Raw genomic sequence first — 16,780 nt, forward strand, 5'->3', positions numbered from 1 at the left:
TCTCCTTTTGGGAGAGGGCTGGGGTGAGGGTATTATCGGTTCCCCTCACCCTTCCCTCTCCCCACAGGGGAGAGGGTAAAGGCTTACTCGTCTTCTAACAGAGCTTCATAGGCGGTCGCATCCAGCAGCGCGGCAACCTGCGCTTCGTCGCTGGCTTTGATTTTGAAGATCCAGCCGTCGGTATACGGGTCGCTGTTGACCAGTTCCGGAGAGTCGTTCAGCTCTTCGTTGACGGCAACGATTTCACCGCTAATCGGCGCGTAGATATCGGAAGCCGCTTTCACGGATTCGGCAACGGCGCAATCGGCGCCCGCTTCAACGGTGGCGCCCACTTCCGGCAGGTCAACGAAAACCATGTCGCCAAGCAGCTCCTGCGCGTGCTCGGTGATCCCAACGGTATAGGTGCCGTCCGCTTCTTTACGCAGCCACTCGTGTTCTTTGCTGTATTTCAGTTCTGCTGGTACGTTGCTCATCAATTCATCTCCAAAAAAGGGAAATCACACAATGGCTTTGCCATTGCGTACAAAACCAGGTTTAGTCACTTTTACCGGCATTTCACGGTTACGAATTTGCACCACCGCGGTGTCGCCAATCCCGGCCGGCACGCGAGCCAGCGCGATGCTGTAGCCCAGCGTCGGCGAGAAGGTGCCGCTGGTGATAATGCCTTCTTTTTGATTACCGTCGCTATCGGTAAAACGTACCGGCAGGCCGCCTCGCAGGACGCCTTTCTCGGTCATCACCAGGCCAACCAACTGCTCGGTGCCTTTTTCGCGCTGCATTTCCAGCGCTTCGCGGCCGATGAAGTTACGATCGGCGGGCTCCCAGGCGATAGTCCAGCCCATGTTAGCCGCCAGCGGCGAGACGCCTTCGTCCATCTCCTGGCCGTACAGGTTCATCCCGGCTTCCAGGCGCAGGGTGTCGCGCGCGCCAAGACCACACGGCTTAACGCCGGCGTCCAGCAGACCGCGCCAGAAATCCGCCGCCTGCTCGTTCGGCATAGCGATTTCATAACCCGCTTCGCCGGTATAACCGGTGGTGGCGATAAACAGGTCGCCGGCCTGTACGCCGAAGAACGGCTTCATGCCTTCCACGGCCTGGCGCTGAGCGTCGGTGAACAGCGTCGCCGCCTTCGCTTTCGCCTGCGGACCCTGCACCGCGATCAGCGACAGATCGTCGCGAACGGTAATTTCGAGACCGTAAGGTTCGGCTTGTTCGGAAATCCAGGCGAGGTCTTTTTCACGAGTGGCGGAGTTAACAACGAGGCGGAAATAATCTTCAGAAAGGAAATAAACAATCAGGTCATCGATGACGCCAGCGGAAGCGGTTAGCATGCCGGTGTAGAGCGCTTTGCCTGGCGTGGTAAGCTTCGCCACATCGTTTGCCAGCAAATAGCGCAAGAACTCTCTGATCCGGCTGCCGTGGAAATCGACGATGGTCATATGCGACACATCGAACATCCCTGCATCGCCGCGCACCGCGTGGTGCTCATCAATCTGGGACCCGTAATGCAGCGGCATCATCCAGCCATGGAAATCCACCATGCGAGCGCCGCACAGCGTGTGTTGTTCATACAACGGAGTCTGTTGAGCCATCTTTTCCTCATCGAATAAAACGGAACCAGCCACGATATTGTCGGCGATTTTGCGCCACGAAATCCGGCGACGGCACCGCTTACGGACGCCGACGCAAACGTTCTCTTTTGCCTGAACTTACCACCGAACCCGGTGCTAAACCATAAGGTAAATCAGGACATCACATTAGCTTATGACCAAAGCGCGCCGAAAAGCCTACAGAGTTATTGACTGGAAAAAAGCGATTTATGCCACATAAAATTAACATAATGAGCAAACCAGTCAGGTGATGATGGTGTTTTATGCGATTTTATGGGCCTAATTTCTTTAACAAAAAAAAGAGCGCATTAATAAAACTAATGCGAAAAAAGAGGTGAAATTAGAATATTTCAAATGAGGGAGAAAACCCGGCGCGCAGGCCGGGTAAAAGAAGTGTGACGGGGTTAACGTAACCAGGCGGGGAGATCGTTGAGGCCCATCGCCTGACGAATCAGCTGCGGTTTTACGCCAGGCAGCGAATCGGCCAGTTTGAGCCCCATGTCGCGGAGGAATTTCTTCGCCGGATGGCTGCCGGAGAACATTTCGCGGAATCCCTGCATACCCGCCAGCATCAGCGCGGCGCTATGCTTGCGGCTGCGCTCATAGCGGCGCAGGTACAAATGCTGACCGATATCTTTACCCTGCGCGTGCAGGCGCTTCAGCTCGTCGATAAGCTCGGCGGCGTCCATAAAGCCAAGGTTTACCCCCTGCCCGGCCAGCGGATGAATAGTGTGGGCGGCATCGCCAACCAGCGCCAGACGATGGGCGGCGAACTGACGCGCGTAGCGTCCGGTCAGCGGGAAAACCTGCCGTTCGCTTTCAAGCTGGCAAAGGCCAAGGCGATTATCAAAAGCGATGTTCAGCGCCTGATTAAACGCGGCTGCATCGGCCTGCTGCATCCGCTGCGCCTCTTCCGGCGACAGCGACCAGACGATCGAGCACAGATGCGGATCGCTAAGCGGCAGGAAGGCCAGAATGCCTTCACCGTGGAACGCCTGACGCGCCACCGCCTGATGCGGCTCGGAGGTACGTATCGTCGCCACCAGCGCATGATGGCGATAGTCCCAGAAGGTCAGCGGAATATCGGCTTTATTGCGCAGCCACGAATTGGCGCCATCGGCGCCGACCACCAGCCGCGCGGTCAACATGCTGCCGTCCTGCAGGCTCAGGAAGGCTTCGTTTTCGCCCCACGCCACCTGCTGCAGCTGCGCGGGCGCCAGCAGGGTGACGTCAGCGCAGCGCTGCGCTTTTTGCCACAGCGCGTGATGCACCACGGCATTTTCAATAATATGGCCCAGATGGCTAAAGCCCATGCTCTGGTCATCGAAGCTAATGCGGCCAAAGCTATCTTTGTCCCACACTTCCATGCCGTGATAGCAACTGGCGCGCTGGGAGATGATCTCACTCCAGACATCCAGTTTAGTCAGCAGCTTTTCGCTGGCGGCATTGATTGCCGAAACGCGCAGCGCCGGCGGCGCATCGGCGTCAAGAGGCTGCGGCGCCGCTTGTTCCAGCACCGCGACGCGCAGGCCGCTGCCCTGTAAACCACAGGCCACCGCCAGTCCCACCATTCCGCCGCCAACAATGGCAACATCAACACTTTGCACGTTCTACTCCTTAACGGGGAACCCAACCGAGGGTACGCTGCGCCAGCGCATCGCGCGCCGGGGTAAATAATTCCATCGCCATCAGCCCGACGTTGCGCCCCGCCACCAGCGGCGCCCAACGGTTGGCAAAGAGATGCACCAGCCCATCGGTCACGCCGATGGTGGCGGCTTTATCATCCGCTCGCCGCGCCTGGTAGCGGCACAGCAGAGAATAATTGCCCACATCCTCGCCGACCGCGTGGGCGTCGGCAAGCAGTTCAGCCAGGCTCATCACGTCGCGCAGGCCGAGATTAAAGCCCTGCCCGGCGATCGGGTGCAATGTCTGCGCCGCGTTGCCGACCAGCGCCAGACGGTGCGACACCGAACGGATAGCGGTAGTTAACGCCAGCGGATAGACGCTACGCTTACCGGCATGGGTAATGCGCCCCAGCCGCCAGCCGAACGCCTGCTGCAATTGCTGGCAAAAACGTTCGTCAGACCAGCTCAGCACCTCGTCGCGCCGCGACTGCGGATGGCACCACACCAGCGAACAGCGCCCTTGCGACATCGGCAGCATCGCCAGCGGACCATGCTCGGTAAAGCGCTCGAAGGCGCGGCCTTCATGCGGCAACGCGGTACTAACGTTGGCGATAACCGCCAGTTGCTCATAGGGCTGCTGCTGCCAGCTAATGCCGCAGCGCACGCCCAGCGACGAACGCGAACCATCTGCCGCCACCAGCAGCTTACCGTTGATGGTTTCGCCGCTATCAAGGGTGAGGCTGACGCTGTCCTGGCTGCGGTTGACCGCTTCCACTTTCGCCGGACAGTGCAGGGTGACGCCCGGCGCCTCGCGCAGCAGGCTAAACAGCCGCTGGCCGACATCGTGGAGTTCAACCACCTGCCCCAGCGCCGACAGACCGTAATCGGCCGCCGCCAGGTTTACAAAACCGGCATGGCCGCGGTCGCTGACGTGTACCCGCTGGATAGGCGTCGCTCGTTTAGCAAGGTTCTGCCAGATACCGATGCGCGCCAGCTGCTGGCAGGTGCCCGCAGCGAGGGCGATCGCCCGATCGTCAAAACCTGGGTGCCGTGACGACGCCGGATCCTGCGCTTCAATCAGATGGACCGGCAGCGCACCGCCGGTCATACGGGAGATGGCCAGCGCGAGCGTCGCGCCGGTCATCCCGCCGCCGACAATCAGCACGCTCATGACTGGCGCGCCGCCGCCATCAGCGCCTCGATCTCATCCGCCTTCTTCACCACGCTGGCGGTGAGATTTTCGTTGCCATCTTCGGTAATCACGATGTCATCTTCAATACGAATGCCGATGCCGCGATACTGCGCCGGTACGTCGGCGTCGGTGGCGATATACAGCCCCGGCTCGACGGTCAGCACCATTCCCGGTTCCAGCACGCGCGAACGGTCGGTATCGTAATTGCCGACATCGTGCACATCCAGACCCAACCAGTGGCTCAGGCCATGCATAAAGTACGGGCGGTGGGCGTTGTTGGCGATAAGCTCGTCAATCTCGCCTGTCAGGATCCCCAGCCGCACCAGGCCGGTAATCATAATGCGCACCACTTCCTGATTAACCTCATAAATGGAGGTACCCGGACGATACAGCTCCAGCGCGGTTTCCAACGATTCCAGCACGATGTCGTAGATTTCACGCTGCGGTTTAGTGAATTTACCGTTAACCGGGAAGGTGCGGGTGATATCGCCCGCATAGCCGCGGTATTCACAGCCGGCGTCAATCAGCACTAAATCGCCATCACGCAGTTCGGATTCGTTTTCGGTGTAGTGCAGGATGCAGGCGTTTTCGCCGCCGCCAACGATGGTGTTATAAGACGGGAAACGCGCGCCGTGGCGGTTGAATTCGTGGAGAATTTCGCCTTCCAGCTGATATTCGAACATCCCCGGGCGGCATTTTTCCATCGCCCGGGTATGGGCAAGGGCGGAAATTTCGCCGGCCCGGCGCATTACTTCCAGCTCTTCCGCGGATTTAAACAGGCGCATTTCATGCACCACAGGCCGCCAGTCGATGACGGAGTTCGGTGCCTGCAGGTTCTGACGTGAACCTTTACGCAGTTTTTCGAGGGCGTTAAACACAATTTCATCGGCATAGGCATATTCGCCTTGGGCAAAATAGATAGCGTCCAGGCCGTTGAGCAGTTGATACAGCTGCTGGTTGATTTCGCTAAACGCCAGCGCGCGATCGACGCCGAGTTTGCCCGGCGCGGCATCCTGCCCCAGACGGCGGCCAAACCAGATTTCCGCCGTCAGATCACGAACGCGGTTAAACAGCACGCTATGATTGTGCGTTTCATCGCTTTTGATCAGCACCAGCAGCGCTTCCGGTTCGTTGAAGCCGGTGAAGTACCAAAAATCGCTGTTCTGCCGGTAGGGATATTCCGAATCTGCGCTGCGTACCGCTTCCGGCGCGGCAAAAATCAGCGCCGCGCTGCCCGGCTGCATCTGCGCCAATAATGCCTGGCGACGAGAAAGAAACTCCTGCTGTGTCATGACGCCCCCTGAATGTCGTTTTTATTTAGTGTAACGTTGGCTTGCGTACTTCCGGTGCGGTTGGCTGCTGGCGCGCGAAGGTATCGTGGCACAGTAACGCGGCGACGCGTACGTACTCGATAATCTCTTCGAGAGACATCTCCAGCTCTTCCTGGTCTTCATCTTCGTCGTAGCCGAGTTGCGCAATGTTACGCAGATCATCGATGGCTTCGCCGGTCTCATCCTTCACTTTATCCAGCTTCGGCTGGGTCACGCCAAGGCCGAGCAGGAAATGGTTAACCCAGCCCGCCAGCGCGTCGGCGCGGTCGAAAACGCTGACGTTGTCGCCTTCCGGCATATACAGCTGGAACAGAAAACCGTCATCTTCCAGCGAGTCGCTGGTGGCGGAATGCATGCTACGCAGCGCCTGGGCCAGTTCATGACCAAAGGCAAGGCCTTCGTTGGTCAGGTCATGCACCAGCGGCTGCCAGCTGCTGTCGGTGTTGCCGCCGCAGAGGATGCCGCTTATCAAACCGTGCATTTCGGCCGGGGTTAATCCCACCCCTTGTTGGTTCAGTAACTGGTCTACATCGTTGTAACCAGGCATTTCGTTCTGTATAGACATGCGCATTCGTCATCGTTGGGAGGAATATTCATGATATGCTACCACTTTGGACCCTGGTGAACCAGAAAAGGGCTTGTGTCCCCGCACCAGGGTAGCTATAGTGTCGCCCCTTCGCAGAACCGGGCTCGGATGTGAAGGCAGCGCAGTCAATCAGCAGGAAGGTGGCATGTCTGCACAACCCGTAGATCTCCAAATTTTTGGCCGTTCACTGCGAGTGAATTGCCCGCCTGAACAAAGGGATGCCCTGAATCAGGCAGCTGAAGACCTTAATCAGCGGTTGCAAGATTTAAAAGAACGCACTAGAGTCACAAATACTGAGCAGCTGGTCTTCATCGCCGCGTTGAACATCAGCTATGAGTTGACTCAGGAAAAAGCGAAGACCCGCGACTACGCCTCCAGTATGGAACAGCGCATTCGCATGCTTCAGCAGACCATCGAACAGGCATTGCTTGAGCAAGGTCGCATAAGCGAAAGACCGGGGTCGAAGTTTGAATAACACTTTGTCGTTAACTGTGTTAGAGTAATCGCAAGAACAAAATTTCTCTGAGATGTTTGCAAGCGGGCCAGTCCCCTGAGCCGATATTTCATACCACAAGAATGTGGCGCTCCACGGTTGGTGAGCATGCTCGGTTCGCCCGAGAAGCCTTAAAACTGTGACGACGCATTCACCTTGAACCAAGGGTTCAAGGGTTACAGCCTGCGGCGGCATCTCGGAGATTCCCTTCTTAAGTTCGCATTATCCCCTCAACGTTGTTTTCGGCCTGTGCCGCCCTGTATTACACTTTCCCGTATCGTTTCGCCTGCTCGTAATGAGACCAGCATGACTATACAGCCCGATATCCCGCTCTCCAGACAGCAAATTCGCCAGCAGATCCGCGAGCGTAGACGCGCGCTTAGCGCCGAACAGCAGCAGCGCTTCGCCCTGCAGGCCGCTGAGCGAATGATGGCGTATCCGCCCGTCGTTCTCGCTCATACCGTGGCGCTGTTCCTCTCCTTCGACGGCGAGCTGGACACCCAACCGCTGATCGAGCAATTGTGGCGGGCGGGCAAGCGGGTTTATCTGCCGGTACTGCATCCGTTTAGCCCCGGTAATCTGCTGTTTTTGCATTACCATCCGCAAAGCCAGCTGATTTTCAATCGCCTGAAGATTTACGAACCAAAGCTCGACGTGCGCGACGTCCTGCCGCTTGCCGAGCTCGATGTGCTGATTACCCCGCTGGTCGCCTTCGATGCCAGCGGTCAACGTCTGGGGATGGGCGGCGGCTTCTACGATCGTACCTTACAGAACTGGCGGCAGTATCGCCTGCAGCCGGTAGGCTACGCCCACGACTGCCAGCAGGTGGATACCCTGCCGAGCGAACAGTGGGATGTCCCGCTGCCGGCGGTGATTACGCCAGGCAAAACCTGGCGCTGGTAGAGTGTTGTGCGGGTTCGAGAATTACGCCAGGAAGGCGTTAAAAAAATACGGGCAGGTATGCGACCTGCCCGTGAGGCAACAACAAATTAGTACAGCAGACGGGCGCGGATGGTGCCCGGGATCGCTTTCATCGCCAGCAGCGCCTGCTGCGCGACGTCGCCGTCGGCTTCGATATCAATCACCACGTAACCCATCTGCGGGGTGGTCTGCAGATACTGGGCGGCGATGTTGATGTTCTGCGCGGCGAAAATTTGGTTAAGCGCCGTCAGGATGCCTGGGCGGTTTTCATGAATATGCAGCAGACGGCGCCCGCCGTGCAGCGGCAGAGAAACCTCCGGGAAGTTCACCGCCGACAGCGTAGAACCGTTATCGGAATACTTCGCCAGCTTGCCAGCCACTTCCAGACCAATGTTTTCCTGCGCTTCCTGAGTTGAGCCACCGATATGCGGCGTCAGGATCACGTTATCGAATTCGCATAGCGGAGAGTTAAACGGATCGCTGTTGGTCGCCGGCTCCGTCGGGAAGACGTCAATGGCCGCACCGGCCAGGTGCTTACGCGACAGCGCATCGCACAGCGCCGGGATATCCACCACCGTGCCGCGAGAGGCGTTGATCAGCAGCGCGCCCGGTTTCATCAGCGCCAGCTCTTCCGGGCCCATCATGTTTTTGGTGGAGGCGTTTTCCGGCACGTGCAGACTAACGACATCGCTCATGTTCAGCAGGTCGGAGAGGTGCTGAACCTGCGTGGCGTTGCCCAGCGGCAGTTTGTTTTCGATATCATAAAAATAGACGTGCATCCCCAGCGATTCCGCCAGAATGCCGAGCTGGGTGCCGATATGGCCGTAACCGATAATCCCCAGTTTTTTGCCGCGCGCTTCAAAGCTGCCTACCGCCTGCTTATTCCACACGCCGCGATGCGCCTTGGCGTTAGCTTCCGGCACGCCGCGCAGCATCAGCAGCAGCTCGCCGATGACCAGCTCAGCCACCGAACGGGTGTTCGAGAACGGGGCGTTAAATACCGGGATACCGCGCTTCGCCGCCGCATCCAGATCGACCTGGTTGGTGCCGATACAGAAGCAGCCCACCGCCACCAGTTTTTCCGCCGCGGCGAAGATCTCTTCAGTCAGATGAGTACGGGAACGCAGGCCGATAAAATGGGCATCACGGATCGACGCTTTCAGCTCTTCAGTATCCAGCGCGCCTTTGTGAAATTCGATGTTGGTGTAACCTGCCGCACGAAGGTTATCGATTGCTTTCTGATGCACGCCTTCAACTAGCAGAAATTTAATCTTGTCTTTTTCCAGTGATACCTTAGCCATTTCCCCGTCCTGTTTTTATTGGTACTGATGTCGTGCTGAACAAAAACTCTTCCAGCAACATATCAAAAAAAACTATCGCGGCAATATGAACGTTTGCCTCGCCGACCTGAAGAAATATCACGTTGAAGCAAAAGACAGGACAAAACACCAGAAAGAGAATAGATGGCAGATTGTTACTCAGAAAGGTTACGTAAATGTGACACAAGTCACCAAATTAAGGCCATAGAAAAAAATTTAGGGGGAAGCGCGAAACTTCCCCCCGATCGTCTTATTTACTGACGATGGTCTTCACGCCGTCGGCGGTACCGATCAGCGCCACGTCGGCGCCGCGGTTGGCGAACAAGCCGACGGTCACCACGCCCGGGATACCGTTAATGGCGTTTTCCAGCGCGATAGCGTCCAGGATTTCCAGGCCGTGTACATCGAGGATCACGTTGCCGTTATCCGTCACCACGCCCTGACGATATTCCGGGCGGCCGCCCAGCTTCACCAGCTGACGCGCGACGGCGCTGCGCGCCATCGGGATCACTTCCACCGGCAGCGGGAAGTTGCCGAGGATATCAACCTGCTTGGAGGCGTCGGCGATGCAGATAAACTTATCGGCAACCGAGGCGATGATCTTTTCGCGGGTCAGCGCCGCACCGCCGCCTTTGATCATCTGCATGTGGCCGTTAATTTCATCCGCGCCGTCAACGTAGATGCCCAGGCGGTCGACGGAGTTAAGGTCGAATACCGGGATACCGAGGCTTTTTAGCTTCTCGGTAGAGGCGTCGGAGCTGGATACCGCGCCTTCAATCTGCCCTTTCATGGTTCCCAGCGCATCAATAAAATGCGCCGCCGTGGAGCCGGTGCCGACACCCACAATGGTGCCCGGTTGTACATATTGCAGCGCTGCCCAGCCGACTGCTTTTTTCAGTTCATCCTGCGTCATGATTATCGTCCGAGATGTGAATACTTACCGCGCATTATAGAACATCGACGGATGAAATGTCCCTGCGATGGCGATCACACATCTAAGCAGACCATTTTCGTCTTTATCAAAAACAAATTTATGTCATAGTGCGGGTTAACGAAAAGTTATGGGGGTACGCCAGAATAATGAAACGACCGGACTACAGAACATTACAAGCGCTGGATGCGGTGATTAGGGAACGTGGGTTTGAGCGCGCCGCGCAGAAGCTATGCATTACACAGTCCGCCGTCTCACAGCGTATCAAACAGCTGGAAAACATGTTTGGCCAACCGCTGCTGGTGCGTACCGTACCGCCGCGCCCGACCGAGCAGGGGCAAAAACTGTTGGCTCTGCTGCGCCAGGTTGAGCTGCTGGAAGAAGAGTGGCTTGGCGATGAGCAGACCGGCTCCACGCCGCTGCTGCTGTCGTTGGCGGTCAACGCCGACAGTCTGGCGACCTGGCTGCTGCCGGCGCTGGCCAACGTGCTATCCGACTCCCCTATTCGCCTCAATCTGCAGGTTGAAGATGAAACCCGCACCCAGGAGCGCCTGCGCCGTGGGGAAGTGGTCGGCGCGGTGAGTATTCAGCCGCAGGCGCTGCCAAGCTGCCTGGTCGATCAACTCGGCGCGCTCGATTACCTGTTCGTCGCCTCGAAGGAATTTGCGCAACGCTACTTCCCTAACGGGGTAACGCGTTCTGCGCTGCTGAAAGCGCCGGTGGTCGCCTTCGATCATCTCGACGATATGCACCAGGCGTTCCTGCAGCAAAACTTCGACCTGCCGCCGGGCAGCGTGCCCTGCCATATCGTCAACTCGTCGGAGGCCTTCGTGCAGCTGGCGCGCCAGGGCACCACCTGCTGTATGATCCCGCATCTGCAGATCGAGAAAGAGCTGAAGAGCGGCGAGCTTATCGACCTGACGCCGGGGCTGTTCCAGCGCCGGATGCTCTACTGGCACCGCTTTGCACCGGAAAGCCGCATGATGCGCCGGGTGACCGATGCGCTTATTGATTACGGCCACAAGGTGCTGCGCCAGGATTAAACGGCGGGCATAAAAAAAGCCACTTCACTGAAGTGGCTTTTTTGTCGCTGCGGCTTACTGAGCCGGTTTCGGCGCTTCCGCTGGTTTCGCCGGCGCGGCAGGCGCGGCGGCCTGTGCTGGCTGCAGTTCGAAGACCACGTCAACCTGATCATCAAACTGGATGGTCGCCTGCTCGTAGGTTTCCTGCGCGGAGACCGGCGCGGCGTCAGCCGCCTTCATCATGCGAACCATCGGGCTCGGCTGATAGTTGGAAACATGGTAACGCACGCTATAGACCGGACCCAGCTTGCTGTGGAAGCCAGCAGCCAGCTCCTGCGCCTGATGCACCGCATCATCGATAGCCGCTTTACGCGCTTTATCTTTGTAGGCATCCGGTTGCGCAACGCCCAGCGATACGGAACGAATTTCGTTCAGCCCCGCTTTCAGCGCGCCGTCCAGCAGGCCATTCAGCTTATCGAGCTGACGCAGGGTAACTTCGACGGTACGCACCGCGCGATAGCCTTTAAGGATGCTTTTCCCGTTCTGATAGTCGTAATCAGGTTGGGTACGCAGGTTCGCCGAGCTGATATCCTTTTTGGCAATGCCGCTCTTTTCAAGGAAAGAGAGATATTGCGCAACGCGATCGTCAGCCTGTTTTTTTGCCGATGCCGCATCTTTTGCCGCGACGTTAACTTCAATCGCCAGAGTGGCGATATCCGGAACCGCTGCAACGCTTGCTGTGCCTGAAGTCACAATATGCGGGCCATCCGGCAATTCACTTGCCTGCGCCGCCATAGTACTGAATCCGAGTGCTGCCGCCAGGGCTAAGACTTTTAACTTCACTGTCGTTTCTCCATCTTGCTTAGGTCGCCCATTTTAAGGACGCATGCCAGCTAGCTTAGCGCTTACGCGCGGAAAGTCCATCGGACTAAGCCTGGTTGATGAGCATCTGTATATGTTGCAGGCCATCTTTTGCTAACTGCAGGGCGATAAACCACATCACCAGCCCGACAAGCACGTTGATGATTCGCTGCGCCCGCGCGGTGCGTAAACGCGGCGCCAGCCACGCGGCCAGCAGCGCCAGGCCGAAGAACCATAAGAATGACGCGCTAATCGTCCCCAGCGCGAACCAGCGTTTGGGCTCGACCGCCAGCTGTCCGCCGAGGCTTCCGAGCACCACAAAGGTATCGAGATACACATGAGGGTTAAGCCAGGTCACCGCCAGCATGGTGACAATGATTTTCCAGCGTCCCTGCTTCATGACCTCGGCGCTGGCCAGCTCGAGATTATTGCTCATCGCCGTCTTCAGCGCGCCGAAGCCATACCATAACAGGAAAGCGACGCCGCCCCAGGTGACCAGCGCCAGCAGCCACGGCGACTGCATCAGCAGCGCGCTACCGCCGAAAATACCGGCGCAGATCAACGCCAGATCGCTAAGCGCGCACAACAGCGCAATCATTAAATGATACTGGCGGCGGATACCCTGATTCATCACGAAAGCGTTTTGCGGCCCGAGCGGCAGGATCATCGCCGCGCCCAGCGCAAGCCCTTGAAAGTAATAAGATAGCATCGTTTAATTTTCCGGTTTCATCGTTAATGCCGGAGAATATAGCGCGCCGTCAACATTAGCGGAAATTGATAATTTTAATCATTAATAAGTGAAGCTAATAGCTACAGGCAAAAAAAGACCGGCGATGCCGGTCTTGTGTCATTGCTGGAAAAAATTACTGCGCTTTTTCCTGCTGATTCACCATATGTACGTCCATCTGCGGATACGGGAAGCTGATGCCATTGGCGTCGAAATCACGCTTAATGCGCTCCAGCACGTCCCAGTAGACGTTTTGCAGGTCGCTGCTTTTGCTCCATACGCGAACCACGAAGTTTACCGAAGAGGCGCCCAGTTCGTTAAGACGAACGGTCATTTCGCGATCGCGCAGAATGCGGTCGTCGGATTCGATAATCGCGGTCAGCAGTTGTTTCACCTTATCGATATCGGCATCGTAGGAGACGCCGATAATAAACTCATTACGGCGCGCCGGCTCACGGGAGAAGTTAATGATATTGCCAGCGATGATTTTGCCGTTCGGCACCACCACGATTTTGCCATCGACGGTACGCAGAGTAGTGGAGAAAATCTGCACGTTCTGCACCGTGCCCGCGATGCCGCCGAGATCGACATATTCACCGGCGCGGAACGGGCGGAACATCACCAGCAGCACGCCTGCGGCAAGGTTCGACAACGACCCCTGCAGCGCCAGACCCACGGCCAAACCGGCGGCGCCCAGCACGGCAATCACTGAGGCGGTCTGCACGCCAACGCGGCCCAGGGCGGCAATCAGCGTAAAGGCGATAATCGCATAGCGCACCAGCGCGGAGAGAAAATCGGCGACAGTCGCGTCGATCTTACGCGCCAGCATCAGGCGGTTGACGGTGTTAGAAACGATGCGCGCCACGATCATCCCGATGATCAGGATAACGATAGCGGCAACGATGTTGACGGCATAGCTCAGCAGCAACTCCTGGTTGCGCGCCAGCCAGGTCCCGGCATGGTTGATGCTATCGACAACGTTCAAATCTTCCATTTAGTAATCCTTGGGTCATATCAAAAAAAAGCAAATGAGATCATTCTCACGAAAATGACCTTTTAAAGGTAAACAAAAACCACCGAAGATGCCATTTCTCAATCTGATCCAGATGAAACTAACGCCGCATTACGCTTGCGCAGGACGATCCACCATCCGCAAAAAACCGCTGACTAATGCCTCTTTGCGCTCGAACGCCCTGGCGATTTCACTGACGACTTTACCGCTGCCGGCATTCTTCCAGGCAACGGAGAGCGGCGAAGGCTGGCGGGGGTTGGCGACCGCACGGGCCACCAGCGCGCCGGATTCCAGGTAAGCGCGGCACATTCGTTCCGGCAAAAAGCCGACCCCCAGGCCGCTTAGATGGCAGGCCAGCTTGGTGCTGAGATCCGGCACCTTGATTTCTTTTTGCCCGTTGAGCAGCCAGGCGACACGACGCGTCAGAGTCCGCGACGTATCCTCAATGTTAATTGCCGGATAGCGGCGTAGCGCGTCGTCGGAGAGTACCGCCGCGGGGTGACTGGCAAGGGGATGATTCTGCGCCACCACAAACTGCCAGCGAATATCGCCGAGCGGCAATAAAGAGATATTGTTGGACAGGGATTCCGAGCCGGTTACGCCAATCGCCAGCTGGAAATCGTCGTATAGCAAAGAGTCCCAGACCCCCATATAGACCTGGCGGGAAAGCTGAAAACGGGTAAAAGGAAACTGCTGATGTAGCCAGGTCAGGAGATCCGCGGCGCTTTGCGGCTGATACAGAAGATTATTGATAACGATATTAACCTGTCTTTCGACGCCGGCATTAATCTGCTGGAGTTCATCGGGCATCACGTCAAGCCAGTTCAGCCACTGCCGACAGTGCTCAAGCAGATGTTGCCCGGCCAGCGTCAGGCTTACCGAGCGAGTCGTGCGTAAAAAGAGCTGCGTTGCCACCTGCTCTTCCAGCGTTTTGATACGATAGCTAATCGCCGCCGGCGTTTTGTGCAGCAGGCTGGCCGCGCGGGAGAAACTCCCGGTCTCGGCGACCTGTATAAACGTACGGATGGTTTCCTGATCGAGCATGCGTTCTCCTTGAATCCACTCTCTGTAACCAATGCTGCGCGAATGCCATCCCCAGCAGCGTATCAGCCCCAGAAGTATGACCTACCGCCAGCAAACGCTGAATTGCTCGCCTGGGATCGCCTGTCGACCGCAGCCCGCGCATTACCTTAACCACCGGCAGCGAAAACTCGCCGCGCCTGGCGCTATTCAGATAGCTACAGCTTACCGAAGTTGTCAGCGAGGTAAGTTGATCCGCCGGGGGGATAAACGAGTGCAGGCGGTCAGAAAAACCGGCGCCGTACAGCATCGCCAACATCCCGGCGAGCATATCATCGCCGCTGGGGGTTAATCCGGGTCCCTTGCCAATCAGCCATCCCCAGTCCGGGAACTCGCCGCGTCGCCAGCGCTCAAGTTCGCCCATGATAGATGAATAAAACGACATATCCGCCAACGGCTGATTGAGCGCGGCGCATAGTCCGCTCTGGCATGAATAAGACGTAAGATCGAGAAGAAACGAGTGGCCGACGGGAATGCGAAGTTTGAGCATCCGACGCGGGCGAATCACAACTCCCGCCCCCCACAATATGCGCCCCTGCTTAACCAGCCGCGGAAGATTAGCCAACTGCGCAAACTGGGTGCTGCTAAGCAGAATACCCGTCGGGCCAATACCTTTGCCGTAGCGAAATAGCGTCAGTAAAGTCCCATCGGCGTGGACGAAATTAACCGCCTGTGAAAATTGACTATGGTGCTGCCACACGCCGTCGGCTAACTGTTCAAGGCCGGTACAGGCCAGCGCATTGAGGGTTTTCATCGGCGTCTCTCCGGGGCGGCAGCGCCGCCCCTCTCTCGACTCAGGCAGTGATGTGGTGCAGTTCCGCCAACGCTTCCAGCGCCTTCTCAAAGCACAGCAGCGGCGCGCGAACGGTTCCCGCTCCCACCTGACCTATCCCCGCTTCGCGATGGGCAATACCGGTATTGATAAGCGGCGTGATACCGGTTTCCACGACCCGCCGAACATCCAGCCCCAGGCAGGCGCCTTTGAAGTCCCATGATGGGATCTGGAACAGCGGGTTGTTGGCAAGATAGATTTCAGACATCTCTTCCGATGTTTCCAGCGCCGCGCCCATTCCGCCAGCGCCGACGAAGCGCGTCACGCCCGGTGCGGCAATCATCGCCGCGCCGCCGATGCCCAGCGTTTCGGTAATCGCGCTATCGCCGATGTCCGGGTTGGCATCCGCCTGACTGTAGCCGGTGAAGAACAGCCCCTGCGGCGTATTCACCGGCGCGGTAAACCAGCGATCGCCGGTACCGCTAACGCGAATGCCGAACTCGCGGCCGTTGCGGGTCATGGCGGTCACCACCGAGCCGGCTTTAATTTCCGCCGCCGCATCCATCACCGCTTTGCTGTAAGCCATCGCCAGGTTGAGGAAGAATTGATCGGTGACGCTGAGGAACTGCAGCACGGCGACAATTTCCGCCTTTGGCCGATCCAGGCCAGCAATGACCGGCGACAGCGTGCGCAGCAGCAGCGACGAGGCGGCGATATTACGCTGGTGGAACTCATCGCCCATGGTAATCGCCTGCGCCATCATCGCCGTCAGGTCAACGTCGTTTTCCATTCGCGACAGCGCTTCTTGCAGCACCGGCGCGAGCGTGTCGCGCATCCAGCGCAGACGCGTTTGCACATCCTCGCCGTAAGCGCCGAAGCGCATCACTTTGCCGATCCCTTCATTCAGGTTACAGCAGGATTGGTTACCATGAACCACATCGCGCACCACCAGCACCGGCATGTTCGCCGAGGTGATCCCGCCCATCGGCCCCACCGCGCCCACGTGGTGGCAAGGGATGAATTCCACCTCTCCCTGCTCCAGCATCCGCACGGCTTCTTCTTCGCTCGTCGCCCAGCCTTCAAACAACGATGCGCCGATACAGGCTCCGCGCATCGGCCCGGTCATCTCTTGCCAGGCGATTGGCGGCCCGGCGTGCAGTAATTTACGTCCAGAAGATAGTTCAGCCACCGCCTCTTTCGCAGGACGGACGGCAACCCAATGCGGGCGCGCGGCTTTAATTCGTTCGATAATGGCTTCGTTAGCCTGTGCAATTGATGAGTACATATCCATACCTCTG

General features: G+C 57.6%; 17 protein-coding genes and 1 other RNA gene. 4 read left to right on the forward strand and 14 right to left on the reverse strand.

The features are described from left to right. Nucleotides 1–83: 83 nt before the first annotated feature. From gcvH to AC22LX_RS11410, 6 genes are all read right to left on the reverse strand, one after another. Nucleotides 84–473 carry a glycine cleavage system protein GcvH gene (gene gcvH / locus AC22LX_RS11385; protein WP_023290979.1) on the reverse strand — a complete coding sequence of 130 codons (390 nt, stop codon included), beginning with the start codon at nucleotides 471–473 and terminating at the stop codon, nucleotides 84–86. A gap of 24 nt (nucleotides 474–497) precedes the next feature. Beyond that, on the reverse strand, nucleotides 498–1,592 hold the full coding sequence (gene gcvT / locus AC22LX_RS11390; protein WP_002916480.1) for a glycine cleavage system aminomethyltransferase GcvT: 1,095 nt from the start codon (nucleotides 1,590–1,592) through the stop codon (nucleotides 498–500). Nucleotides 1,593–2,014: 422 nt separating this feature from the next. After that, complete coding sequence (ubiI, locus tag AC22LX_RS11395) at nucleotides 2,015–3,217, reverse strand: FAD-dependent 2-octaprenylphenol hydroxylase (RefSeq protein WP_047044035.1); 1,203 nt, start codon at nucleotides 3,215–3,217, stop codon at nucleotides 2,015–2,017. A gap of 10 nt (nucleotides 3,218–3,227) precedes the next feature. Then, nucleotides 3,228–4,406, reverse strand: coding sequence for a 2-octaprenyl-6-methoxyphenyl hydroxylase (gene ubiH / locus AC22LX_RS11400; RefSeq protein ID WP_049059814.1), 1,179 nt, complete (start codon nucleotides 4,404–4,406; stop codon nucleotides 3,228–3,230). Next, nucleotides 4,403–5,719, reverse strand: coding sequence for a Xaa-Pro aminopeptidase (gene pepP / locus AC22LX_RS11405; RefSeq protein ID WP_049059813.1), 1,317 nt, complete (start codon nucleotides 5,717–5,719; stop codon nucleotides 4,403–4,405). Before pepP ends, ubiH begins: the two co-directional genes overlap by 4 nt. A gap of 25 nt (nucleotides 5,720–5,744) precedes the next feature. Continuing rightward, nucleotides 5,745–6,323 carry a YecA/YgfB family protein gene (locus AC22LX_RS11410; RefSeq protein ID WP_015703432.1) on the reverse strand — a complete coding sequence of 193 codons (579 nt, stop codon included), beginning with the start codon at nucleotides 6,321–6,323 and terminating at the stop codon, nucleotides 5,745–5,747. 166 nt (nucleotides 6,324–6,489) lie between these two features. Here AC22LX_RS11410 and zapA point away from each other — a divergent pair, with 166 nt between their 5' ends. The 3 genes from zapA (at nucleotide 6,490) to AC22LX_RS11425 (ending at nucleotide 7,740) form a co-directional block, all read left to right on the forward strand. Beyond that, a complete protein-coding gene (zapA, locus tag AC22LX_RS11415; RefSeq protein WP_004205298.1) occupies nucleotides 6,490–6,819 on the forward strand; it encodes a cell division protein ZapA in 330 nt (109 codons plus the stop codon). A 41-nt stretch (nucleotides 6,820–6,860) separates the two neighbouring features. Further along, nucleotides 6,861–7,044, forward strand: a non-coding RNA gene (gene ssrS, locus AC22LX_RS11420) — 6S RNA. Nucleotides 7,045–7,143: 99 nt separating this feature from the next. After that, on the forward strand, nucleotides 7,144–7,740 hold the full coding sequence (locus tag AC22LX_RS11425) for a 5-formyltetrahydrofolate cyclo-ligase (protein WP_045392020.1): 597 nt from the start codon (nucleotides 7,144–7,146) through the stop codon (nucleotides 7,738–7,740). A gap of 86 nt (nucleotides 7,741–7,826) precedes the next feature. Here AC22LX_RS11425 and serA read toward each other — a convergent pair whose 3' ends face one another. Both serA and rpiA read right to left on the reverse strand, forming a co-directional pair. Then, nucleotides 7,827–9,059 (reverse strand): phosphoglycerate dehydrogenase, encoded by a 1,233-nt coding sequence (gene serA, locus AC22LX_RS11430; RefSeq protein WP_015369774.1) that lies wholly within the window; start codon nucleotides 9,057–9,059, stop codon nucleotides 7,827–7,829. A gap of 268 nt (nucleotides 9,060–9,327) precedes the next feature. Beyond that, nucleotides 9,328–9,990, reverse strand: coding sequence for a ribose-5-phosphate isomerase RpiA (rpiA, locus tag AC22LX_RS11435; RefSeq protein ID WP_045392023.1), 663 nt, complete (start codon nucleotides 9,988–9,990; stop codon nucleotides 9,328–9,330). A 167-nt stretch (nucleotides 9,991–10,157) separates the two neighbouring features. Here rpiA and argP point away from each other — a divergent pair, with 167 nt between their 5' ends. Further along, complete coding sequence (gene argP / locus AC22LX_RS11440) at nucleotides 10,158–11,051, forward strand: DNA-binding transcriptional regulator ArgP (protein WP_008806448.1); 894 nt, start codon at nucleotides 10,158–10,160, stop codon at nucleotides 11,049–11,051. Between the two features lie 54 nt (nucleotides 11,052–11,105). Here argP and AC22LX_RS11445 read toward each other — a convergent pair whose 3' ends face one another. The 6 genes from AC22LX_RS11445 to AC22LX_RS11470 all read right to left on the reverse strand — a co-directional run bounded on the left by AC22LX_RS11445 (nucleotide 11,106) and on the right by AC22LX_RS11470 (nucleotide 16,767). Next, nucleotides 11,106–11,873, reverse strand: a complete 768-nt coding sequence (locus AC22LX_RS11445; protein WP_015369771.1) for an oxidative stress defense protein — start codon at nucleotides 11,871–11,873, stop codon at nucleotides 11,106–11,108. An 85-nt stretch (nucleotides 11,874–11,958) separates the two neighbouring features. Beyond that, a complete protein-coding gene (gene argO / locus AC22LX_RS11450) occupies nucleotides 11,959–12,600 on the reverse strand; it encodes an arginine exporter ArgO (protein WP_015703435.1) in 642 nt (213 codons plus the stop codon). A gap of 154 nt (nucleotides 12,601–12,754) precedes the next feature. Beyond that, entirely contained in the window at nucleotides 12,755–13,612 is an 858-nt protein-coding gene (locus AC22LX_RS11455; RefSeq protein WP_015369769.1) for a small-conductance mechanosensitive channel MscS, read from the reverse strand. A gap of 129 nt (nucleotides 13,613–13,741) precedes the next feature. After that, entirely contained in the window at nucleotides 13,742–14,674 is a 933-nt protein-coding gene (allS, locus tag AC22LX_RS11460; protein WP_046883085.1) for an HTH-type transcriptional activator AllS, read from the reverse strand. Continuing rightward, a complete protein-coding gene (locus AC22LX_RS11465; RefSeq protein WP_049059653.1) occupies nucleotides 14,574–15,464 on the reverse strand; it encodes an oxamate carbamoyltransferase subunit AllH family protein in 891 nt (296 codons plus the stop codon). Before AC22LX_RS11465 ends, allS begins: the two co-directional genes overlap by 101 nt. 40 nt (nucleotides 15,465–15,504) lie before the next feature. Next, entirely contained in the window at nucleotides 15,505–16,767 is a 1,263-nt protein-coding gene (locus AC22LX_RS11470; RefSeq protein ID WP_487333981.1) for a YlbE family protein, read from the reverse strand. Between the last annotated feature and the right edge of the window lie 13 nt (nucleotides 16,768–16,780).

It is taken from the genome of Klebsiella sp. PK01 (assembly GCF_057624675.1).